Consider the following 21,610-nt stretch of genomic DNA (forward strand, 5'->3'; position numbering starts at 1 on the left):
CGACGGCGCCAGCCCGATACTGCACTCGGACATGGGCTGGCAGTACCAGCAGGCCGGGTGGTGCAACAGGCTGAAGGAGGCGGGCGTCGTGCAGAGCATGTCCCGGAAGGGCAACTGCATCGACAACGGGGCGACCGAGCAGGTGTTCGGCCACCTGAAGGACGAGTTCTTCCGTGACCAGACATGGCCGAGCTTCGACGCGTTCAAGAGGGACCTCGACGCCTACGTCGTCCACTGGAACACGAGGAGGCGTCAGGTTAAGCTGAAGGGACTGACCCCGGAGGAGTTCCGGAATCAGTCCCTGCATGCGGCCTAGGCCGCTTTATTTGCCCGTCCAAGAACTGGGGCGCAGTTCACACCTTGGATGGGGGCCGCCTCACCTTGGTCGCGCCCGTGGCCCCTTGCGTTCCTTGCTTGCAAGCGCCTTTTGCCCGCGGTTCCCTGGCCCTACTCGTTCTGCTCGAGGAAGCCCTCCACGACGGCGCCAAAACGTTCCTGCTGCTCGCCGTGGACCCAGTGAGTGCCGTCCTTGAAGAGCTCCCAGCGCGCGCCGGGGATGCCGTCGGCGATCTGCTTTGCGATGATCGGCGTGCACTCGTCGGCCGCACCCGAGGTGACCAGGGTCGGGACGTCAATCTGCCCCAGCTGGTCGACCACGCTCCAGTGCGAGAGCGCGCCCGTGACGACGAACTCGCTCATGCCCTGCATGAAGTGGTAGCACTGGTCGCCCACTGGGTCTGGCGGCGTGACGTCCTCGGGACGAAGCGCCTCGCTGGGGTTGAGCGAGACGTGGCGGCGATAGTACTCCGCGGCCGCGGCCTTGACTTCGGGCCGCTCGTAGTCACCGTCGACATCCGCCTGCTCGAGCGCCTCCCTCATCTGCTGGGGAAGGTAGCTCCTCAGACGGATCGCCTCGCTGAGCCAGAGGTCCATGTCAGCCGGGGAGCTCGAGACCGTCATCGAGGCGAGGCCCTCGTGGCCGAAGCCGTGCCACGGCTCGCCAATGGCGTACATCATCGCCAGCATGCCGCCCCAGCTCTGCCCGAGGGCGTGCAGGCGGTCCCATCCATAGTGCTCCGCAAGGTACGAGCGGACGCAGCTGAGCTCCTCCAGGAAGAACGAGCAGCCCCACTTGTCGGGAAGAGACGGCGTCTTCGAGTTGCCGCACGAGAGCTGGTCGTAGTAGACGACGGCACGCCCGTACTTTTGCGCGATTATGTCGAGCGGCCGCAGGTAGTAATGCGAGGCGCCCGGGCCGCCGTGGATCACCAGGAGCGGGAGCCTTCCCGGCTCGCACTCCCCCACGACGCGGTAGTACGTCTGGTATCCCGCAAACGGGATGTAGCCTTCTTCTATCTTCATGGGCATGTTCCCCACGTGTCGAGACGGTTACGTTCTTCTTATCATAACGCGAGGTAGATGCCCTTATTTATAGCCCTATCCGAACTGTCGCTATCACGTAACGCAAACGCGCGACAACACGTTTTGCGGCCGAGAAGTACCTAGCCCTCGCGCCTGATGGCGCGGAACATGCAGCTGCGGTGCCCGGTGTGGCAGGCGGGACCCGGCGAGTCGACGACAGCCAGCAGCGTGTCGCCGTCGCAGTCGACCAGGAGCGCCTTAAGCTGCTGCACGTTGCCCGAGGTGGCACCCTTGTTCCAGAGCTCCGAGCGGCTGCGCGACCAGAACCAGGTCGTGCCCGTCTGAAGCGTCAGGCGCAGCGACTCCTGGTTCATCCACGCAACCATGAGCACCTCGCCGGTGCCGTGCTGCTGGACCACGCAGGGCACAAGCCCCCTTTGGTCGAACTTGATGCCCGCGGCGTCGAGGTCGACCAGCTCGAGCGGCTCTCCCGCGTAGCACAGCTTCGCATCCGATGGCAAAGTCTCGTCTGACATGGCATGCCCTTCTCTCTAGAAGCCTCTTAGAAGTCCAGGCGCACGGGAATGCCCTGTGACGCCATGTACTCCTTGACTTGGCGGATCGAGAACGTGCCGAAGTGGAAGACCGATGCGGCCAGGACCGCGTCCGCCTCGCCCTCGATGATGCCCTCGGCAAAGTGCTCGAGCGTGCCGACGCCACCCGAGGCGATGACGGGGATGGGGACGGCGCGGGCCACGGCGCGCGTCAGGGCGAGGTCGAAACCCTCCTTGGTGCCATCACGGTCCATGCTAGTCAGCAGGATCTCGCCAGCGCCGCGACGCGCGGCCTCCGTGGCCCATTCGACGGCGTCGATGCCGGTGGCAACACGACCGCCCGCCAGGTAGACCTCCCACTTGTCGACCGTACCCTGGCGCTTTGCGTCGATCGCGCAGATGACCGCCTGGCTGCCGAAGGCCGTGGCGGCCGCGGTAATGAGCGCGGGGTCCTTGATGGCCGCGGAGTTGACGGACACCTTGTCCGCACCGACCGAGATCATCTTGCGCATGCCCGCGACGTCGCGAAAGCCACCTCCCACGGTGTAGGGAATGCGCAGCTCCTGGGCTGCGCGGCTGGCAAGGTCAATGGTCGTCCTGCGATCGTCCGAGGTCGCCGTGATGTCGAGGAAGACGACCTCGTCAGCGCCCTCCCGGTCGTAGACGCGCGCGAGCTCGACGGGGTCGCCGGCATCGCGCAGGTCGACGAAGTTGACGCCCTTGACGACGCGACCGTCCTTCACGTCCAGGCAGGGTATGACTCGCTTGGTAAGCATGTGGCTCCTTCCTACAGGGCCGCCGCGAGGGCATCCTCGAGCGTGAAGTTCCCCTCGTAGAGTGCGCGGCCGGTGATGGCCCCCTCGATCACGTCGTTGCCGGCGGCGGCACAGGCGCGGATGTCGTCCAGGCTCGCAATGCCGCCCGAGGCGACCACCGGGAAGCCCGCGACGCGCGAGATGCGCCGGTACGCCTCGACGTCGATGCCCGTCTGCATGCCGTCACGGGCGATGTCGGTATAGACGAGGTGCCTGAAGCCCTGGTCGCGCAGGTCTGCGACGAGGGTCTCGGCCGAGACGCCTTCGCCCTCGCGCCAGCCGTCGACGCGCACCTCGCCGTCGCGGGCGGCGACATCGGCCACCACGTAGTCGGCGAAGTCGCGGGCGGCAGCCTCGCTGAAGGCGGGGTCGCGCACGAGCGCCGTGCCGATGGCGATGCGCTTGGCGCCGGCGTCGACCAGACGCTCGATTGCCGCCATGTCACGCACGCCGCCGCCGGTGTCCACACTTATCCCCTCGACGGAGCAGATTGCGGCAATGGCGCGCGCATTCTTCTGCCTCGCGTCGGCGTCCTCGCGAAAGGCCGCCGAAAGGTCGACGACGTGGACCCAGTGGGCACCGCGCGCCGCGAAGTCGCGCGCGACGGCCACCGGGTCGTCGGAGTAAACGTCCATCTTCGAGCGGTCGCCGCGCTGCAGGCGCACCACCTGGCCGGCAACCAGGTCGATTGCGGGAAAGAGAATCACCACTACCCCCTGACGACGTTAACGAAGTTGTGCAGGATGACCTTGCCCGTACGCGAGGACTTCTCGGGATGGAACTGCACTCCAAAGACGTTGTCGGCCCACACGCCAGACGCGAAGCTGCGCGCGTAGTGCGTGACGGTCGCGACGATGCCGGGGTCGACGTCGTCGTCAAGCGCGTAGGAGTGCGTGAAGTAGAGGTTGGCGCCCTCGGGAACGTCCACGAACAGCGGGCAGCGATGGCCGTGGTCGGTCATGTGCGCCTGGTCCCAGCCCACGTGGGGCACTTTGAGTCGCGTCGACTCCAGGCGCGTTGCCGAGCCCTTAAGCAGACCCAGGCCACTCACCCACTGGTCGTCACCCGCCGCCTTGTCCGCGTCCCCGGATTCGGCCGAGCGCTCGTTGCCACGCTCGAACAGCAAGTGAAGTCCCAGGCAGATGCCCAGGAAGGGTTTGCCGGCCCGCACGGCCTCGACCACGGCGTCGGCCTGGCCGGACTCGCGCATGTAGGCCATCGCGTCCTCGAAGGCACCGACGCCCGGCAGGATGACGGCGCGCGCGGCAGCGATGTCGACGGGGTCGTCAGACACGCAGACGCTGCCACCCACCTCGTCGACCGCGCGGGCGACGCTCTGCAGGTTTCCCTTGTGGTAGTCGACCACCACGATGTCGCCGCTCAGCATTAGAGGCTCCCCTTGGTCGACGGGATGTCATCGTTTCTTGGATCGAACTCGACGGCGGCGCGCAGCGCACGGGCAACCGCCTTGAAGGCGCACTCGAGCGTGTGGTGCGCGTTCTGCCCGGCAATCTTGCGCACGTGCAGGGTGATGCCCGCGTCGCGTGCGAAGCCCGCGAAGAACTCGTGGCCGAGCTCGGTGTCGAAGTTGCCCACCTTCTGAGCTTCGATGGGAACGTCCCAGTAGAGCTCACCGCGGCCGCTGATATCGATGGCCGCAAGCACCAGCGCCTCGTCCATGGGAACCGTCGCATCCGAGAAGCGCTTGATGCCGCGCTTGTCGCCCAGGGCCTGGGCCACGGCCTGTCCCAGCACGATGCCCACGTCCTCCACGGTATGGTGGTCGTCCACCCAGGTGTCGCCCTCGGCGCGGACGCTCAGGTCACACAGCGAGTGGCGACCCAGTGCGTTGAGCATGTGGTCGAAGAAGCCCACTCCCGTCTGGATGTCGCAGCTCCCGCTGCCGTCCAGGTCGATCGTGACCGTGATGTCGGTCTCCCCCGTCGTGCGGGAGACGGTTGCGATGCGATCCATTAGCGCTCCTCTCCAACAAGCGTCGACAGTGCGTCGAGCACGGCGTCGTTTTCCTCCGGCGTGCCCACGGTGATGCGCAGGCACCCCTCAAGACCCGGCGCGGACGAGAAGTCCCTCACCAGGATAGAGAACTCGTCCCTTAGGCGGCGGCGCACCCGAGCCGCATCGGGCACACGCACCAGCATGAAGTTGGCCTCGCTGGGCCACACGCGCACGCCACGGGAGGCCAGCTGGCCCAGCCCCTGGGCAAGACGTTCGCGCTCCTCGCGGATCTTCTGGATCGTGGGCTCGAACGACGCGCGGCCGCGCACCGCCGCGAGCGCCGCGGCCTGCGAGTACACGTTGACCGAATAGGGCTGGCGCACCGCGGCCAGCGCGCCGGAAATGGAGGGGCTGCACAGCAGGTAGCCAATGCGCGCGCCCGCCAGGCAAAACGCCTTCGACAGCGTGTGCAGGACGGCAAGGTTCTCGAACTCGCCCAGAAGCGGCGCGGCGCTCGAGCCCTCGGGGGCAAACTCCATGTAGGCCTCGTCCAACAGGACGATGCCGGGGCACGCCTGGCAGAGCCGGCGCGCGTCCTCGACAGAGAACAGGTCGCCCGTGGGGTTGTTGGGCGAGGTGACTATCACCAGGCTCGCCGTGCGCGCCGCCTCGACCAGAGCGTCAACGTCGATCGCGAACGTGTCGCTGTCACGCGGGACGTCGACCACCTGGGTCTCGACCAACTCTGCGTACAGGCGGTAGACCGTAAACGTCGGCGGCACGTTGGCCAGCACGTGACCTTGCCCGCCAAAGGCAAGAAACAGGTTAAAGAGCAGCTCGTCGCCACCGTTGCCCACGATCACCTGCGATGGGGCAACACCGTGCCACGCAGCGAGCTCAGCGCGCAGCTCGTCCGAGAGCGGCTGCGGGTAGCGGTTGGCGCTCACCGCGCACAGCGCCTCGTTCACCTTTGCGCGCACGTCATCGGGCATTCCATAGGTGTTCTCGTTGGCCGAAAGGTTGATGCGCGACGGCGTGAACGCAGGGTCGTATGGCTCGAGGGCCGCCGCACTCGGGCGCATGGCCGCGCGGATGCTGTCTGATATTGCTTGGGACATCTGTGGTGACCTCCTTGTGGGCGTCTGGTCGCATCGTGGGCTCCCTCGCCGCATCCCCTCGACCTTCGCCGAGAAGTGCACGCGGCCGTCGTCGTCCTACAGCCTGGGCACGCCCGGTTCGTCGAGCTTGCGGGGCCAGGCGCACTCCATGGCACCCTCACAGGCCTTGGCGGAGTCCGCGAACGCCTGACCGCCCTCGTCAAGCAACCTCATGCGCATGCCGACGGAGAGCGCGTGCGCCCAGAGCCCCTCGGCCTGAGCCATCGCCTGGACGGCGGGACCGTCGGCGCGCAGTCCCTCGGGACTGTAGCTGATGACGCTCGAGCGCTTGGTGAAGTCATACACGCCCAGGGGGCTCGAGAACCTGGCCGTGCCACCGGTGGGCAGCGTGTGGTTGGGACCGGCAACGTAGTCGCCCAGGGGCTCAGAGCTCCAGGCGCCCACGAAGATCGCGCCTGCGTTGCGCACCTTGCCCACGAGCGAAAACGCATCCGCGCAGTGAAGCTCGAGGTGCTCGGGCGCGACGACGTTCATCGCGTCGATGGCCTCGTCGAGCGTGTCGCACACCACGATCAGACCGTTGTCGTCGAGCGAGGCGCGCGTGATCTTCTCGCGCGGGCTCTGCGAGACCAGCGCCTCGACCGCCTGGAGCACGCGGCCGGGAAGCTCCTCGTCGCAGGTCACCAGGTAGCAGGCTGCCATGGGGTCGTGCTCTGCCTGCGCCATGAGGTCGGCCGCAACCACCGCGGGGTCGGCCGTGGCATCGGCGAGGATGCCGACCTCGGAGGGGCCGGCAACCATGTCGATCCCGACGTCTCCGGACACGTAGCGCTTGGCGGCGGCGACGAACGCGTTGCCGGGACCCACGATCTTCTCGACCGCAGGAATGGATTCGGTGCCATAGGCGGCCGCGGCGATTGCCTGGGCACCCCCCACCGCGTAGACCTCGTCGACGCCAGCGACGGCCGCGGCGGCGAGGGTGTAGGCGGAAAGCGAGCCGTCGCGCTGGCGCGGGGTCAGCATGACCACGCGCTCGACGCCGGCGACCTTGGCGGGGATGGAGTCCATGAGGACCGTGGACGGGTACTGGGCGCGCCCGCCGGGAACGTAGAGCGCCGCCGAGGCGACGGGGGTCACCTTGACGCCCAGGACGGTCCCGTTGGGGCGCGTCATGAACCAGGACTCCTCACGCTCGCGCTGGTGGAACTCCTCGATCTGCGCGGCGGCCTTCTTGAGCGCCGCGAGGAACTCGGGGTCGACCATGTCGAGCGCACCCTGGATGACAGACTCGTCGACGCGGAAGCTCTGGGGGCAGGCCCCGTCGAACTTCAGACAATAGTCGCGCACCGCCTGGTCGCCGCCCTCGCGCACGGCATCCACGATGGCCTGGGCGGACTCCATGACCTCGCGGGGCAGGGCACCCTCGCGACGGAGCTCGTCCTTGGTAAGCTGCTGGCCGGCAGAAAGCCTAACGGTCCTCATTGCTGCTCCCCTCTTGCGCGCAGGCGCGCTGGAGCCTCTGGGCCAGGTCGCGGATGCGCTCGTCGGAGCGATAGGCCGCCGGACCTGCGAAGAAGCGTGCGGTACATTCCATTACCTCGTCGACGACGACGAGGTCGTTCTCCCTGAGCGTGGTCCCCGTGGCGGTGATGTCCACCAGGCGGTCCGTCATGCCGACGATGGGGCCAAGCTCGATGTTTCCGTGCAGCTGGACGATGTCGACCTGCTGTCCGATGGAGTCGTAGTAGTTCTGGGTGATGCGCGGGTACTTGGTCGCCACGCGCACGCTGCCACGCCACGCCGCCGCGGCGTCGGCGTCGCCGGCCTTGCTCGCGGGCTCTGCCACGACGAAACGGCAGGCGCCAAAGTGCAGGTCGACCAGCTGGAGCACGTCGATGCCGGCCTCGATGATGGAGTCGTTGCCGCAGATGCCGCAGTCGGCGCCGCCGTGGCCCACGAAGACCGGAGCGTCCTGGGCGCGCACGATGACATACTCGACGCCCTCGGCGGGAATGATCAGCCTACGACCGGGGTCGCGCAGCTCGTCGACGGGAAGGCCCGCCCGCTCGAGCAGGCGCACGGCGTCCTTGAAGAGGCCGCCCTTGGGAACCGCGATGCGCAGCGGGCGCTCGGCGTTTCGGGCGCGCGCCGAGACGACGCCAGACTCGCCCTGCTCGCCCAGGACCTCCTGCATGCATTCGAGCGAGAGCGCAAAGCCGCAGGACGCCACGTCGGGACGGCCCAAGTTCGCCAGGACCGCGTCATAGCGCCCGCCCGAGGCGATGGAGGCAGTCGTGGCCTCGGAGTACGCCTTGAACACGACGCCCGTGTAGTAGTCGAACGAGTTGATGATCGAGAAGTCAAAGGTCAGACGCTGCTTGGCCCTGGCATCGAGGCCGGCCACGAGCTCGCGAAGCTCGCGCGTGCCGCGCTCTTCCTCTGCGACGCCCGCCCGGCCCAGCAGCTCGTCGATCTGGTCGAGCACGTCGGCGTCGCCCGCCAGGCGGCAGATGCCGTGCAGGGCGCTCGCGGCGACGGGAGCCAAGCTCCCCGCCGCGTCAATCAGCTCGTCGAGGCCCACCAGGTCGGAGCCGTGTACAAGCTCCATCGCCCGGGCTCGGAACTCCTCGCTGGGAGCCGTCGCATCGAGCAGCGCCTTGAGCGGCGTCACCGAGCCGCAGACGATCTTCCACGCGGGAACCCTCAGGGCAGCAAGCGTCTCGGCCAGAAGGGAGATGACCTCGACCTCGGGGGCAATCCCCTCTCCGCCAAAGAGCTCGACGCCCAGCTGCGTGAACTGGCGCGGCTGACCCTTGAGCGTGGACTCCTCGCGCACCACCGGCGCGGCGTAACGCAGGCGAACCGGGAGCGACCCGTCCGAGAAGCGCGTGGACACCATGCGCGCGATGGGCAGTGTCAGGTCGGGGCGCAGCACCAGCAGGCTGCCGTCGACGTCGAAGAGCTGGAACGGGGTGTTCTGCAGACGGCCGCCACGGTCGAGCACGGCACGGTCCTCCAGCAGCGGCGTCTCGACGGGAAGGTACCCATGGGACGAGAAGCACGACCTCACGGTCTGCGTGATTCGTTCGCGTGCAAGGGCCTCGGTGGGAAGGATGTCCCTAAAGCCCCTGGGAGTCCTGGCTAGCAAGAGCGTCTCCTCTCGTCCGCCTTGTGAAGTCGCAGGCAGAAGGCTTGTTGCGAGGTCGTTCCCCACAGCCTCCCGCCCGCTTCACTTTAGCGTGCTACAGTGCTTGTGATGGAGGTACTTTATCACACTAAAGTACCCGGCAGTGCACCTGATTGAAGAATATACGAGCAGGAAACAAAGGAATGGAAGCGTTACCTGTTTGCCACGTTGAGCCGCGTTTTCTCCGCCAGCGGCGGTCGGCGCCGAAGTCCGACGCGCTTCGGGGGGCGGGCCCGGGCGACGAGCCCTAGCGGCAGATGTCGGCGAACTGGGCGCCGATGAAATCCGCAAGCTCCTCGGGGTTGAGGCGAAGCGAGATGCCACGCCTGCCACCCGAGATGCCAATCTGGTCGAACAGCTGGGCGGTCTCGTCAATAAGTGTGGGGAACTGCTTCTTCATGCCCACGGGCGTGCAGCCGCCGCGAACGTAGCCGGTGGTGGGCTCGAGGTCCTTCATGTGCATCATCGAGAGGCTCTTCTCGCCCGCCGCCGCAGCCGCCTTCTTCAGGTCGAGCTCCTCGGCCACCGGGACGCAGCACACGACGTGCCCGCCGGAGGGCGTGACGGTCACCAGGGTCTTGAACGCGGATTCGGGGTCCTCCCCCAGCATCTCCGAGATGCGCACGCCAACGCCAGTCGAAAGGTCCTCGTTGTCGGCGTCGTAGCTCTGGAGCTCGTACGAGATGCCCCCGCGCTCCAGCTCTCGCATCGCGTTGGTCTTCTGGACCTTCTCCTTCTTCGCCACTAGCGCGTCGCCATCCTCTCTCGGTCGCGTTCAAGAATCGGGGCAAGGTACTTGCCCGTGTACGAGCCCTCCGTCGCGGCGATCTGCTCGGGAGTCCCGTAGCCCACGATGGTACCACCGCCCTCGCCGCCCTCGGGCCCGAGGTCGATGATCCTGTCGGCCACCTTGATGACGTCGAGGTTGTGCTCGATCACCAGGACGGTGTTGCCCGCGTCGACCAGCTTCTGGAGCACGTCGACCAACATGCGCACGTCCTCGAAGTGCAGGCCTGTCGTAGGCTCGTCCAGAATGTAGAAGGTCTTGCCCGTCTGGGTGCGGTGCAGCTCCTTGGCCAGCTTGACGCGCTGGGCCTCACCGCCCGACAACGTGGTGGCGGGCTGGCCCAGGTGCACGTAGCCCAGGCCCACGTCGTAGAGGGTCTGCAGCTTCTTCTTGATGCGCGGGATGTTCGCGAAGAACGCCAGCGCCTCGGTCACCGTCATGTCGAGCACGTCCGAGATCGACTTGCCGTGGTAGGTGACCTCGAGGGTCTCGCGGTTGTAGCGCTTCCCACCGCAGACCTCGCAGGGCACGTAGATATCCGGCAGGAAGTTCATCTCGATCTTGATCTGGCCGTCGCCCTTGCAGGCCTCGCAGCGGCCGCCTGACACGTTGAACGAGAACCGCCCGGCCGAGTAGCCGCGGGCGCGGCTCTCGGGCGTAGATGCGTATAGGTTGCGCAGGTCGTCCCACAGGCCGATGTAGGTCGCGGGATTGGAGCGCGGCGTGCGGCCGATGGGGCTCTGGTCGATGTCGATCACCTTGTCGATCAGCTTGTTGCCCTCGTCGTCTACCACGCCCTCGAACTTGCGATAGGGACCGACGAAGCGCGAGGCGTGCTGCACCTCGTTCGCAAGCAGCGGTGCGATGGTGTTGGTGACCAGCGACGACTTGCCCGAGCCCGAAACGCCGGTGACGACCGTGAGGGTTCCGAACTCGACCTTGGCCGACACGTTCTTGAGGTTGTTCGCGCGGCAGCCGGAGATCCTGAACGCACCGCGCCGGGGGTTGCGGCGCTTGCCCGGCAACTCGATCATGCGCTTGCCCGTGAGGTACTTGCCCGTGAGCGAATCGGGGTTTCGCATGATCTGGTCGGGCGTGCCGGCCGCGACGACGTCGCCGCCCAGCTCGCCGGCACCGGGCCCCATGTCGATGACGTAGTCCGCCGCGCGGATGGTGTCCTCGTCGTGCTCGACCACCAGCACGGTGTTGCCCTGGTCGCGCAGGCGTCGCAGCGTATCGATCAGTCGGTCGTTGTCGCGCTGGTGCAGACCGATGGAGGGCTCGTCCAGGATGTAGAGGACGCCCATCAGGCCGGCGCCAATCTGCGTGGCCAGGCGGATGCGCTGCGCCTCGCCGCCCGAGAGCGTGGTGGCCGCGCGCGAGAGCGTAAGGTAGTCCAGGCCGACGTTCACCATGAAGCGAAGGCGCGCGACGATCTCCTTGACGATGGGACCGCCAATGAGGTGCTGGCGCTCGGTCAGCTGCAGTCCCTCGAAGAAGCGCAGGCTCTCCTTGCAGGAGAGGTCGCAGACCTCCTGGATGTTCTTCTCGCCCACCGTGACCGCAAGGTACTCCGGCTTGAGTCGCGCGCCGTGGCAGGTGGGGCACGGTACCTCGCGGATGTAGCGCTCGAGCCTGGCCTTGACCGAATCGGACGAGGTCTCGCCGTACTTCTCGAACAGGATGGACCTCACGCCCGAGAACGTCGTGAACCAGTGCGTGTTGCGGCCGTCCTTGGTGACGTAGTCGACCTTCACCTTGGTTGAGCCCAGGCCGTCGAGAAGTGCCTTCTGGGTCTTTTTGGAGAGCTCCTCCCACGGCGTCTTGGGGTCTTCGCCCATGTGCCTGACCACGGCCGCGAACACCTGCGGGTAGTAGTTGGAGCGGTTGAACGTGTCGCCGAAGACGCCGTCCGCAACCGAGACGGTCGGGTCCTCGATGAGCGCCTCGGCGTCGACCGTGCGCAGCGTGCCGATGCCGTCGCAGTCCGGGCAGGCGCCGTAGGGCGCGTTGAACGAAAAGTCGCGCGGCTGCAGGTCGTCGATGGAGTGACCGTGCTCGGGGCAGGCGAGCGCCAGCGAGTAGCTCAGGAGGTTGCCCTCCGTCCCCTCCGGGGCGTCGCGGTCGGGCAGCAGGTAGAAGCTGACGCGGCCCGACGCGAGCTTGGTGGCCTGCTCGACGGCCTCGGCGATGCGACCCAGTGAGTTCTCGCGGATGACGATGCGGTCGACCACAACCTCGATGGAATGCTTGTACTTCTTGTCGAGCCTGATCTCCTCGTCGAGCTCACGGACCTCGCCGTCCACGCGGACGCGGCTGAAGCCCTCCTTGCGCAGGTCCTCGAAGAGCTTGGTGTACTCGCCCTTGCGCCCCAGGACGACGGGAGCGAGCACGTAGGCCCTCCTGCCCTGGCCGGTGGCGAGGACCTTGTCCGCCACCTGGTCGGTGGTCTGGCGGCTGATGGGGCGACCGCACTCGGGGCAGTGCGGCGTGCCAATGCGCGCGAACAGCAGGCGCAGGTAGTCGTAGATCTCGGTCACCGTGCCCACCGTGGAGCGCGGGTTGCGGCTGGTGGTCTTCTGGTCGATGGAGACCGCGGGGCTCAGGCCGTCGATGGAGTCGAGGTCGGGCTTGTCCATCTGTCCGAGGAACATGCGCGCGTAGCTGGAGAGCGACTCGACGTAGCGGCGCTGGCCCTCCGCGTAGACGGTGTCGAACGCGAGGCTCGACTTGCCCGAGCCCGAAAGGCCCGTGATGACCACGAGCTTGTCGCGCGGAATGGTGACGTCGATGTCGCGAAGGTTGTGCTCGCGCGCTCCGCGGATGACGATGGAATCTGAGGCCATGCTCTTCTCCAACCCTCTTGCCAAAATCCCGGCAGCCGCTCGGCCCGGAGGGCTCCGGGTCACGCTGGCTGCCCACACGGTTTCTTCCCTCTGATTCTAGCGGCTGCGTGGCGGCGGCTCCGCAAGTGCTGGCGTGGCTGCATCATTTTCGTATAGAACACATGTTTGGTGCTCGGGCGAGCGGCGGGTGGCGTATGCGACGGGGCGCGTTGGGTAGAATCAAGGGGCTGAAGATTTGTAAGGTTCATGCGGGCCGCGCGCGTCCGGCGCCCGCTGAAGGAAGGAAGCGCATGGCAGAGTTTGACGAGGAGGCCGTCCGCAGCGACGTCGAGGCCGTTTTCGGCCACAGGTCCAAGCATGAGGGTCCCGAGAAGTACCAGGTAAACGACAAGTCGAGCATCAAGCACGTGGTTGGTGTCATCTCGGGAAAGGGCGGCGTCGGCAAGTCGCTTGTCACGGGAATCCTCGCCACAGAGCTCACGCGCAAGGGTCACAAGGTCGGCATTCTTGACGCGGACATCACCGGCCCCTCCATCCCCAAGATGTTCGGGCTTTCAGGCCAGCACGTCCTGGGCCAGGACGACAAGATCGTTCCCGCCGAGTCCAAGGGTGGCGTGAAGATCATCAGCACCAACCTGATCCTGCAGAACGAGAACGACCCCGTGCTCTGGCGCGGCCCCATGCTCATGGGCGCCCTGAAGCAGTTCTACGAGGACACCCTCTGGGGCGACATTGACTACCTGCTGGTCGACATGCCGCCGGGAACGGGTGACGTAGCGCTGACCGTCTTCCAGTCGCTCCCCATCGAGGGCGTCGTGATCGTCAGCTCGCCACAGGACCTGGTGCAGGTCATCGTGGGCAAGGCCGTCAAAATGGCTGCCATGATGGACGTGCCCGTGCTCGGCGTGGTCGAGAACATGAGCTACATGGAGTGTCCCGACTGCGGAAAGAGGCTCGAGCCGTTCGGGCCCAGCCACCTGGACGAGATCGTGGGCGAGTTCAACGTCAGGGACCTGGGGCGCATCCCCATCGACCCCAGGGTCGCCGCAGCCTGCGACGCCGGCACCTTCGAGAGCGAGCTCCCCTCCGGACTCATTCCGGACGCCGTCGAGACGGTCGAGGGATAGCCGTGGCGCGAGTTGGCTCGCATGCGGGCAAGGCGCGTTCGGGCAAGAGGCCCTCGCGCGCGCAGGAGAGGGAGCGCCTGCTGGCACGGGCTGCCGAGGTCACGGTCGACGAGCGCTACGACGTCGCCGTCATAGGCGGTGGCGCAGCTGGCCTCGCGGCGGCCATCAGCTCCGCCGAGGCAGGGGCCAAGACGCTCGTGCTCGAGTCCGCTCCCGAGTGCGGTCGCAGCATCCTCGCCACCGGCAACGGGCGCTGTAACTTCTCGACCGTCGAACTCGGCGCTGAGCGCTTCAACGACCCGGAATTCGTGGGCCAGGCCTTCGGCGACGACCCGCTGGGCGACATCCTGAACTTCTTCCGTGACTCCAACATGCGCTGGGCGCTTGAGGATGGGCGCCTCTACCCGCTCTCGCGCAGGGCGGCATCGGTCAGGAACGTCCTGCTGCATCGCGCGCGTGAGGCCGGGGCCACGTTGGCGCCCGCACGCCCGGTGACGTCCGTCGAGCGGGACGGCAAGTCCTTCTCGCTAGCGTTTGAGCAGCTCTTTGACGAGGGACGCAAGACAAGGACGCGTGCCGGCCGCGTGGTCGTCGCCACCGGCGGCGGTACGGCGGAGGCGCTCGGCCCGCTGGGACTCGAGGTCACGGAGACGAGGAAGGTGCTCTGCCCCATCGCCTGCGAGGACTCCCCGCTGGCCGCGCTCGACGGCTGCCGCGCCCAGGTGCGCGCGCAGCTGAGTCACGGGATGTTCCCGTGCTGGAGCGAGCGCGGCGAGGTCCTGTTCCGCAGTTATGGGCTTTCGGGCATCGTCATCTTCAACATGTCACGCGAGGTGCTTGCGGGCGACCTGGTCGCGATTGACCTCGTGCCCGACGTGAATGCCTCCGAGCTTCGCCAGATGATTGACCCCCTCATGCACGGGGACTTCGAGGACGGTTGCGTCGACGGTGTGGTCGATCCCAAGATCGCGAGCGTACTCGGGAGCCTCGCGCGATCTGGGTGGCAGGGGCCGAGCGCCGAAGACCCCACGGACGAGAGCGCCTCGGAACGGCTCATCGGCCTGCTGAAGGGACTGCCCTTCCGAACCCTGGGAACCACGGACGCCAGCAGCGCACAGGTGACGCGCGGCGGGCTCAAAAACGACCAGTTCGACGCCACGACGCTAGAGGCCCTTCGGATTCCGGGACTGTTCGCCTGCGGCGAGACGCTCGACGTCGACGGAGCCTGCGGAGGGTACAACCTGTCGTGGGCATGGAAGAGCGGCATGGTTGCGGGAAGCGCGGCCGCGCAGGCCTAGCAAGCAGATAGAATTGAGGGGCCGAGCCAGATGGCTTGGCCCTCTTTTCCCACCGGTACCCGCCAGCGTCTTGTCAGGAGTAGACGTGCTCGACATTTCCAACATCCGCATTCCGGTCGACCAGCTTGACGGCACGGAGCGTACCGAGGAGCTCGCTCTTCGCAAGGCCGTCCTGCGAAAGCTGCACGTCACCCCCGACGACCTGCTCTCTGTCGAGCCGCGCAAGCGTTCGATCGACGCGCGCAAGAAGAACGACGTGCACTTCACCTACAGCGTCCGCGTCATCCTGCGCGGCCGGGCCAACGCCGAGCGCGACCTCATGGCCAAGCTCAAGCGCCGCCACGGCGACGGAAGCGTCCGGATAGCAGAGCCCAAGCCCTTCTCGCTCCCCGGGTACCTGGGCACCGAGCGCGTCGGGCGCCCGGTCGTCGTAGGTGCGGGATGCGCCGGCCTCTTTTGTGCGCTCGCGCTGGCCGAGGCGGGACTCGAACCGCTCCTGATCGAGCGTGGCCAGGACGCCACGAGGCGCACTGCGGCAATCGAGCACTTCAACGAGACCGGCGAGCTAAACCCCGAGTCGAACATCCAGTTTGGCCTGGGCGGCGCCGGAACGTTCAGCGACGGCAAGCTCGCAACGGGGACGAAGAGTCGCGCGCATCGCTACATATTGGAGACCCTCGTCGAGGCCGGGGCCCAGCGCGAGATCCTGTGGGACGCCAAGCCCCACGTGGGCAGCGACGTCCTCCCTCAGGTGGTCACGCACATCCTCAACCAGATCGAGGAGCTCGGCGGCGAGGTGCGCCTGTCGTGCCGCATGACCGAGATCGAGATCGCGGACACGCCCTCGCCCCACGTGACCTCGGTGACCCTCGAGCAGCACGACCCACAGACCGGGCTCGTCATCAGCCAGAAGGCTGCGGCCTCCAACGTCGTGATCGCCTGCGGTCACTCGGCGCGCGACGTGTTCGAGCTTCTTCGCGAGCGCGGCGTCGCCATGGAACGCAAGACCTTCGCCATGGGCGTGCGCATCGAGCACCTGCAGTCGATGGTCGACCGCTCGCAGTACGGCGCCTTCGCAGGGCACCCCGCCCTGGGAGCCGCCCCGTACAAGCTGGTCGCGCACCTGGACAACAAACGCAGCGCGTTCTCGTTCTGCATGTGCCCCGGCGGCTACGTAGTCGCCGCCGCAAGCGAGCCCGGAGGGGTCGTCACCAATGGCATGAGCCTCTCGGACCGCGCAGGAACCAATGCGAACTCGGGATTCCTCGCGAACGTCTTCCCCGGTGACCTTCCCGGCAACGACGTCCTAGCCGGCGTCGAGCTCCAGCGCCAGTGCGAGAAGGCCGCCTTTGCGGCAGGTGGAGGCGGATACGTCGCTCCCGCCCAGCTGGTTTCCGACTTCCTCCAGGGAACGCCCTCCTCTGCGGGTGGCAGCATCGAGCCAACCTATCCACGCGGGGTTGCCTGGGGTGACGTGAGCCAGTGCCTTCCCGGCTACGTGAGTGACACCCTGCGCGGCGCCATCCCTAGGATGGACCGTCAGCTTCATGGGTTCAACACCGCCGATGCCGTGCTCACGGGAGTGGAGACGCGCTCGAGCTCGCCCGTTCGTGTGACCCGCGACAAGGGCTGCCAGTCAATCTCGACCGCCGGACTCTGGCCCTGCGGCGAGGGCGCCGGCTATGCCGGCGGCATCATGAGCGCTGCGACCGACGGCCTGCGCGTGGCGGCAGCGCTCGTCGAGTCACTGGGATAGGCCCGCGGCCACCCAAATCGGCTGTCGGAAGCTCGCGTTCAGCAATATCTCACGCTTGTGGTGGACCGTTGCATCACGAGCGTGCTTCCCCTTGCGTCAGCGCTCGCCTTTCGACAAGCCATGTCCAGCGGCAGCGATAACGCTTTCGATGAGATCATCGCTCGAGTCGAGCCTCGCAAGGTCAGCGTAGGTCACGGGCATCACGGAATACCCGTTCAGGCTGTAGTTTCTCCAGCGACTGCGATCCAAAACGCAAGAGTCCTCAAAGCCGTGGAACGCACGGCCGTCGCACTCGCTGACCATTTTCATGTCCGGGAACAGTATGTCTGGGATCACCTCAATGCGACCTCCACCCATGCCGGAAGGTCCGTCCAGGTAAAGAGACGGGTTATTCTCGGGGGCGGGAAAGCTGATTCCGCCGTATCGGGGAGGCAGCGCCAGAATGGCATAGGTCGCCACCTCAAGAGGTGACGCAAACCTCTCCTTCGCAAGCGGAAGAATGCGCCGTGCCATGTCGACTCCCGAGTCGGCGGGGCTTTCCCAAGGTAGCTGGCCAAGCTTTCAACAGAAAGCGCGGAGCAAGGTCATACTGCGAAGTCAGTTTGCATGCGTTCTGAGGTTCCCTGCCATACGTACCCATGAGTTCCGACAAGAGAGCAAACAGCTTGGCAAACTGCAACTGGAGCCTGTCGTCTCCGTTACCAAAAGCGGTGGCAAGAGCTGCGGGCGCACACGACGTAGCGCTCCGGAGGTCCAGAAACGCCCTCGTTCCGGCTGGTAGCCCAGCATGAGCAAGCTGAACCGAAGAGACCACGAGCTCCCTGTACGCCCTTGGTCCCAAGTCGCATGCATGGCGCGAAACGGCGCAGTCGTTGGTCCGCACCCGATGAGGAGACCCAGACACCAGCACGCCAATGCCGTGCACGTCAGGATCTCCCCAAGGAACGGCACGATCGGCCTCAGGACGCCTTTCAGCATCGCCACGGGACAGGAACCGGAGCCTTCATTGACTCTGTACATGTCCACAGTTCTGGACCTCTTCCCAGACGAGAAGAGCGCAAAATCGCAAGTGCCTGGTTTCCTGTAATGAAGACATCCATGCTCCCAGTGATACCAGGCACCACTGGGAGCATTTCTAACAAATCTAGGCAGTTGTCTGCAGAAAGAGACTGACCTAGTACTTCAGGCCGTGCCCCCAGCTACCGTCCTGGGCACAGCACACGTCCGAGGCGAACTCCGCCGCATAGGCCAGGCCCGCCTTGTACGACTCCTCGTCCGACGCGCCCTTCTTACGGGTATCGATGCTCTTGACCAGGAAACTCGTCAGAAACGAGTCGCCCGCGCCCATGGCGTCGCGCATGTCCAAGACGGGCTTCGCCTCCTGTCGATAGAACCTCTCGCCGTCAAAGGCGAAGCATCCCTCGGCGCCACGCGTGGCCGAGACCCACTTCGGACCCAGCTCGTGAACCTTCCGCAGGCGCTCATTCGTCTCGTCGACGGAAAGGTCAGACGCCGAAAAGAACGCATAGGTCACGCTCGGAGCAACCTCCTGGTAGTAGTCCCAGCTGGAGTCGTCCGAAAAATCGAACGAGAGCTCGACTCCCGCGTCATGAATCTTGTGCAGCTGACGCTCGGTGAAGCAGTAATTGCCCGAGTGGACGATGTCAAACTGCCGCAGGTACTCGATGTCGAAGCGATCGAGCACGTAACGGGACTCTCCGCGGATGCCCCCTTGGTTGTAGTCGCCCCAGATGCGGTCGCCGTCCTCGGCTATCGAGACGCAGCTGTAGCCATTCTCGCCAATGAGCTGCTTGCACTTGACGAGCTCGATGCCCTCATCGTAGAGGCTCTCGATCACGTGCTCGGCACGGTCGTCGTTTCCGAAGTAACCCATGTACGCGGCGCGCCTGACGCCGGCCTTCTTCGCGTAGACCGCAAAGTTGACGGCGTTGCCGCCGGGATACATGGTCCTGACGTGCTCGTAGATGTCGACCACGTTGTCGCCGAAGCCACAGACGCTGACATCAAGATCTTGCTGCATGTCCGCTTCCTTTCTCCACTTTAATGCCGCACGCGAAGCTTTGGTGCCAACACGATCGGCTCGGCTGCCCTTCAGGAGGCTCGCCCTGCAAGGGGCACTCACCTCGCACGAGGCGATTTCGGCACCGGGTGCCAGGGGGTAGCCCAAGCGCGATTCCTAGTAGTCGACGACACCCATGTAGCGGCGGATGTCGGGGTCGTGGTCAAACGCCTTGCCGCGAACGCCGCGCAGGCTCACGTTCATCTCGTAGAAAAAGACTGGGTCAAGGTAGCTGCGCACCGACTCGTCCACCTCCTCCATGCCATAGCTTGCGGAGTCGAGGACCATCAGCGTGTCGGTGTGCCCCACCAGGAAGCGCTCGGCGCGCTCGTCGATGGCACGGTTAGCGCCGGAACCCTTCTGGAGGAAGTAGAACACACCTTTCTCGGTGCACTCGAACGGACCGTGGAAATACTCGGCCGAGCTCACGTACGAGCAGTGCTGCCACTGCATCTCCATCAACGAGCAAATCGCAAAGCCGTAGGTCTGGCAGAAGGTGGGGCCAGAGCCCATCACATAGAAGAAGTCGTGCTGGCGGCACAGCTCAGCAAAGCGCGGGCCAAGCTCGGATTCGACGCGCGGCTTGGCTGCCGCGATAATGCCGTCGAGCTGGTCGATTCCCGCAGAGAGAGCTTCAACCTTGTCGTATCCGTCCTGCGCGGCCATCAGCTCTGCGGCAAGCCTGAGCGAGAAGCCCGCGGGACGATCGGCCTGCGGCGTGTCATCCTCCCAGGCATACACCCAGCAGGGCCACGACCCGCCGTCGATCTTGGATTCCACCCTGTTGGTCATCGCAAGCACGTAGGCACCGCGGGACTTGCCAAGCTCGCTGGCCTCGACGGTCTCGGCCGTGCCGCCGGAATGGCTGCACGTGACGACCAGCGAGTCAGGGCCGAGCTTGGCGGGAGGAAACGCGTTGAACTCGGCAGCGGTAAAGATGGCGCTCTCGATCGAGACGCTCGACGCGTTGATCAGGCAGTGGGCGGGATAGAGGTCGATAACCGAGCCGCCGCAGGCGACCCAGTAGACCTGCTTGACCATCTTCCTCTCCGCAAGAATCTGTTCCGCGTAGTCGACTGCGTTCATCCAAAACTCCAATCTGTTGACACCATTGTGCATTTTTCTGTCAGTGGTCCCTAGCCCATCCGGTCGAACACCACGCGGCCGTCGCTCACAGTCAGAACGGCATTCACGTCGCGAACGGTTGCCGGGTCCGCGTGGAGGACGTCCCTCTCCAAGACCACGATGTCGGCAAGCTTGCCAGGCTCGAGCGTTCCCAGGCGGTCTTCCGAGCAGCAGTCGTAGGCGCCGTTGGCCGTCCAGGAGAGCAGCATCTCCGGGACGGTGAGCATATTCTCAAGCCGCGCGGTGTCGCCGTCGTCAAAATGACCGCCGCAGCCGCAATAGATGGACTCGCCAATGGACGGCAGCATCAGCGGCAGGTCGGTGTCGCCCACCACGACGCAGCCGGCGTCCCACATCTGGCGACGCTGCCAGTAGTGCCCGAAGCGCTCGAGGCCGACCTTCCGCTCGACCATCTCGAGCAGGTCGGCCTTGCGGTCGAGCGACTGAATCTGCGGGTACACCTCGCAGATGCCACCCAGCTCGCCAAGGCGCACGAGGTCTTTGGGGTCCGAGAGCTCGACGTCTGTAATGGCATGCCGCCGCAGCAGGCGGCCGTCGGAGCCGCGAGCGCAGCGCTCGTACAGGCCGACCACGTGCGCCACGGCCGCATCCCCCTGGCAGTGCAGGGAATAGCGAAAACCCTCGCGGTCGGCCTCCATGAGCTCCGACTCGATCAAATCCCACTCGACGGGCTCGCCACAGCAGCAGTTGGGTCGGTCGAGGTAGGGCTCCTTGAGTTCGGCCATGCCCGACGCAATGGAACGGTCAGTCATGCGGTTGAAGCCGCCGAAGCTCAAGAACGGCCCCTGCAGGCGCTCGCTCATTCGACGCCCGTGCTCGAGGTCCATCGGCCGGCCGACGGGCTGGCTCATCATCGAGACGCGAACGGTGAGCTCATCGCTTTTCTCCATGGCCTCCATCACGTCGACGAAGCCGTAGTAGTCGTCGAAGGCCATCTCTTTGATCTGCGTGATGCCGCGCGAGTTCAGCATGCGCATGTACAGGCGGTACAGGCTGCGCATTCTGGGGTCCGCAAGGTAGTCGCGCATCATGCGCCAGATCTTCTCGGCATAGCACTCCTGAGGCGTGAAACCGTAGCGCTCGCGCGCAGCCCGATTCATCCAGCAGCAATCGCGCCCGTCCGAGAACGCCACAACCGGTCGGTCAGGAAACGTCGCGTCCAGAATCGCGTCCTCGTCGAAGGAGTCGTCCGCCAAGAATGACTCGGCATTCCAGCCGTGGGCAAAGAGGGGCTGGCCGTCGTCAAGCGTGCGCTCGTAGGCGAGAAGGGCCGCCAGTGCGCTCGACACGTCGTGCTCGCGCGAGAGGTCGCAGCCGAGCGAGAGCAGGGCCCAGCCGGTAAAGAAGGTGTGGTTGTCGGTCATGCCCGGAAGCACCGTGCGCTTGCCCGCGTCGAAAACGCGCGTGGCCGAGGAGACGTACGGGTCGGCGTCCTTACGCGGGCCAACCGCCACGATGCGGTTGGCCCGCGTCGCGACGAACCCATCAAAGGAGTCCGTGCCCGTTGCGGGGAAGACGTTGCGCGAAAGGATAACCAGGCTGTCTGGTCTGTCTTGCATCTGTGCACCTCAATCGGGA

Annotated in this window: 19 protein-coding genes; 4 read left to right on the forward strand and 15 right to left on the reverse strand. The window is 65.9% G+C overall.

Translation table 11 applies throughout. The features are described 5' to 3' along the window. Positions 1-97 precede the first annotated feature (97 nt). Complete coding sequence (locus tag BMY31_RS04440; RefSeq protein WP_369821286.1) at positions 98-316, forward strand: IS3 family transposase; 219 nt, start codon at positions 98-100, stop codon at positions 314-316. 131 nt (positions 317-447) lie between these two features. On the opposite strand, the gene BMY31_RS04445 is transcribed toward BMY31_RS04440, so the two are convergent. From BMY31_RS04445 to uvrA, 11 genes are all read right to left on the reverse strand, one after another. After that, positions 448-1,362, reverse strand: coding sequence for a proline iminopeptidase-family hydrolase (locus BMY31_RS04445; protein WP_180371359.1), 915 nt, complete (start codon positions 1,360-1,362; stop codon positions 448-450). 140 nt (positions 1,363-1,502) lie between these two features. Continuing rightward, complete coding sequence (gene hisI / locus BMY31_RS04450; RefSeq protein ID WP_091008691.1) at positions 1,503-1,898, reverse strand: phosphoribosyl-AMP cyclohydrolase; 396 nt, start codon at positions 1,896-1,898, stop codon at positions 1,503-1,505. Between the two features lie 26 nt (positions 1,899-1,924). Beyond that, positions 1,925-2,692 carry an imidazole glycerol phosphate synthase subunit HisF gene (hisF, locus tag BMY31_RS04455; protein WP_091008694.1) on the reverse strand — a complete coding sequence of 256 codons (768 nt, stop codon included), beginning with the start codon at positions 2,690-2,692 and terminating at the stop codon, positions 1,925-1,927. An 11-nt stretch (positions 2,693-2,703) separates the two neighbouring features. Then, positions 2,704-3,438, reverse strand: coding sequence for a 1-(5-phosphoribosyl)-5-[(5-phosphoribosylamino)methylideneamino]imidazole-4-carboxamide isomerase (locus BMY31_RS04460; protein ID WP_091008697.1), 735 nt, complete (start codon positions 3,436-3,438; stop codon positions 2,704-2,706). A 2-nt stretch (positions 3,439-3,440) separates the two neighbouring features. After that, on the reverse strand, positions 3,441-4,118 hold the full coding sequence (gene hisH, locus BMY31_RS04465) for an imidazole glycerol phosphate synthase subunit HisH (protein WP_091008699.1): 678 nt from the start codon (positions 4,116-4,118) through the stop codon (positions 3,441-3,443). Beyond that, a complete protein-coding gene (hisB, locus tag BMY31_RS04470) occupies positions 4,118-4,705 on the reverse strand; it encodes an imidazoleglycerol-phosphate dehydratase HisB (protein WP_091008702.1) in 588 nt (195 codons plus the stop codon). The genes hisH and hisB overlap by 1 nt, the downstream gene beginning before the upstream one ends. Then, on the reverse strand, positions 4,705-5,805 hold the full coding sequence (hisC, locus tag BMY31_RS04475) for a histidinol-phosphate transaminase (protein WP_091008705.1): 1,101 nt from the start codon (positions 5,803-5,805) through the stop codon (positions 4,705-4,707). The genes hisB and hisC overlap by 1 nt, the downstream gene beginning before the upstream one ends. Before the next feature lie 96 nt (positions 5,806-5,901). Then, positions 5,902-7,287 (reverse strand): histidinol dehydrogenase, encoded by a 1,386-nt coding sequence (hisD, locus tag BMY31_RS04480; RefSeq protein WP_091008708.1) that lies wholly within the window; start codon positions 7,285-7,287, stop codon positions 5,902-5,904. Then, entirely contained in the window at positions 7,274-8,953 is a 1,680-nt protein-coding gene (hisG, locus tag BMY31_RS04485; protein WP_091008711.1) for an ATP phosphoribosyltransferase, read from the reverse strand. The genes hisD and hisG overlap by 14 nt, the downstream gene beginning before the upstream one ends. A gap of 286 nt (positions 8,954-9,239) precedes the next feature. Next, positions 9,240-9,737, reverse strand: a complete 498-nt coding sequence (ybaK, locus tag BMY31_RS04490; RefSeq protein WP_091008714.1) for a Cys-tRNA(Pro) deacylase — start codon at positions 9,735-9,737, stop codon at positions 9,240-9,242. Next, positions 9,737-12,625, reverse strand: a complete 2,889-nt coding sequence (gene uvrA, locus BMY31_RS04495) for an excinuclease ABC subunit UvrA (RefSeq protein ID WP_091008717.1) — start codon at positions 12,623-12,625, stop codon at positions 9,737-9,739. Before uvrA ends, ybaK begins: the two co-directional genes overlap by 1 nt. Before the next feature lie 290 nt (positions 12,626-12,915). On the opposite strand from uvrA, the gene BMY31_RS04500 reads away from it, so the two are divergent. The 3 genes from BMY31_RS04500 (at position 12,916) to BMY31_RS04510 (ending at position 16,806) form a co-directional block, all read left to right on the forward strand. Next, positions 12,916-13,752, forward strand: a complete 837-nt coding sequence (locus tag BMY31_RS04500; RefSeq protein WP_078687831.1) for an Mrp/NBP35 family ATP-binding protein — start codon at positions 12,916-12,918, stop codon at positions 13,750-13,752. A 2-nt stretch (positions 13,753-13,754) separates the two neighbouring features. Continuing rightward, positions 13,755-15,050 (forward strand): aminoacetone oxidase family FAD-binding enzyme, encoded by a 1,296-nt coding sequence (locus BMY31_RS04505; protein WP_159444017.1) that lies wholly within the window; start codon positions 13,755-13,757, stop codon positions 15,048-15,050. Between the two features lie 85 nt (positions 15,051-15,135). Beyond that, entirely contained in the window at positions 15,136-16,806 is a 1,671-nt protein-coding gene (locus BMY31_RS04510; RefSeq protein WP_091008720.1) for an NAD(P)/FAD-dependent oxidoreductase, read from the forward strand. Positions 16,807-16,902: 96 nt separating this feature from the next. Here the strand turns inward: BMY31_RS04510 and BMY31_RS04515 are convergent, their stop codons facing one another. From BMY31_RS04515 to BMY31_RS04530, 4 genes are all read right to left on the reverse strand, one after another. Then, positions 16,903-17,319, reverse strand: coding sequence for a hypothetical protein (locus BMY31_RS04515; RefSeq protein WP_091008723.1), 417 nt, complete (start codon positions 17,317-17,319; stop codon positions 16,903-16,905). Between the two features lie 661 nt (positions 17,320-17,980). Next, a complete protein-coding gene (locus BMY31_RS04520) occupies positions 17,981-18,847 on the reverse strand; it encodes a PfkB family carbohydrate kinase (RefSeq protein WP_091008726.1) in 867 nt (288 codons plus the stop codon). A 156-nt stretch (positions 18,848-19,003) separates the two neighbouring features. Further along, positions 19,004-19,972 carry a sugar isomerase gene (locus BMY31_RS04525; protein ID WP_091008729.1) on the reverse strand — a complete coding sequence of 323 codons (969 nt, stop codon included), beginning with the start codon at positions 19,970-19,972 and terminating at the stop codon, positions 19,004-19,006. A 50-nt stretch (positions 19,973-20,022) separates the two neighbouring features. Beyond that, positions 20,023-21,591, reverse strand: coding sequence for an amidohydrolase (locus BMY31_RS04530; RefSeq protein ID WP_091008732.1), 1,569 nt, complete (start codon positions 21,589-21,591; stop codon positions 20,023-20,025). Positions 21,592-21,610 lie beyond the last annotated feature (19 nt).

This window comes from Parafannyhessea umbonata (assembly GCF_900111255.1).
In the GTDB taxonomy this organism is placed as follows: domain Bacteria; phylum Actinomycetota; class Coriobacteriia; order Coriobacteriales; family Atopobiaceae; genus Olsenella_J; species Olsenella_J umbonata_A.

Coding starts and splice junctions, on each gene's coding strand:
- hisF (WP_091008694.1), bottom strand. CDS start 2,692: ATGCTTACCAAGCGAGTCATACCCTGCCTGGACGTGAAGGACGGTCGC.
- uvrA (WP_091008717.1), bottom strand. CDS start 12,625: ATGGCCTCAGATTCCATCGTCATCCGCGGAGCGCGCGAGCACAACCTT.
- BMY31_RS04520 (WP_091008726.1), bottom strand. CDS start 18,847: ATGCAGCAAGATCTTGATGTCAGCGTCTGTGGCTTCGGCGACAACGTG.
- BMY31_RS04500 (WP_078687831.1), top strand. CDS start 12,916: ATGGCAGAGTTTGACGAGGAGGCCGTCCGCAGCGACGTCGAGGCCGTT.
- BMY31_RS04530 (WP_091008732.1), bottom strand. CDS start 21,591: ATGCAAGACAGACCAGACAGCCTGGTTATCCTTTCGCGCAACGTCTTC.
- hisI (WP_091008691.1), bottom strand. CDS start 1,898: ATGTCAGACGAGACTTTGCCATCGGATGCGAAGCTGTGCTACGCGGGA.
- hisD (WP_091008708.1), bottom strand. CDS start 7,287: ATGAGGACCGTTAGGCTTTCTGCCGGCCAGCAGCTTACCAAGGACGAG.
- BMY31_RS04445 (WP_180371359.1), bottom strand. CDS start 1,362: ATGAAGATAGAAGAAGGCTACATCCCGTTTGCGGGATACCAGACGTAC.
- BMY31_RS04525 (WP_091008729.1), bottom strand. CDS start 19,972: ATGAACGCAGTCGACTACGCGGAACAGATTCTTGCGGAGAGGAAGATG.
- hisB (WP_091008702.1), bottom strand. CDS start 4,705: ATGGATCGCATCGCAACCGTCTCCCGCACGACGGGGGAGACCGACATC.
- BMY31_RS04440 (WP_369821286.1), top strand. CDS start 98: ATGTCCCGGAAGGGCAACTGCATCGACAACGGGGCGACCGAGCAGGTG.
- BMY31_RS04515 (WP_091008723.1), bottom strand. CDS start 17,319: ATGGCACGGCGCATTCTTCCGCTTGCGAAGGAGAGGTTTGCGTCACCT.
- hisH (WP_091008699.1), bottom strand. CDS start 4,118: ATGCTGAGCGGCGACATCGTGGTGGTCGACTACCACAAGGGAAACCTG.
- hisC (WP_091008705.1), bottom strand. CDS start 5,805: ATGTCCCAAGCAATATCAGACAGCATCCGCGCGGCCATGCGCCCGAGT.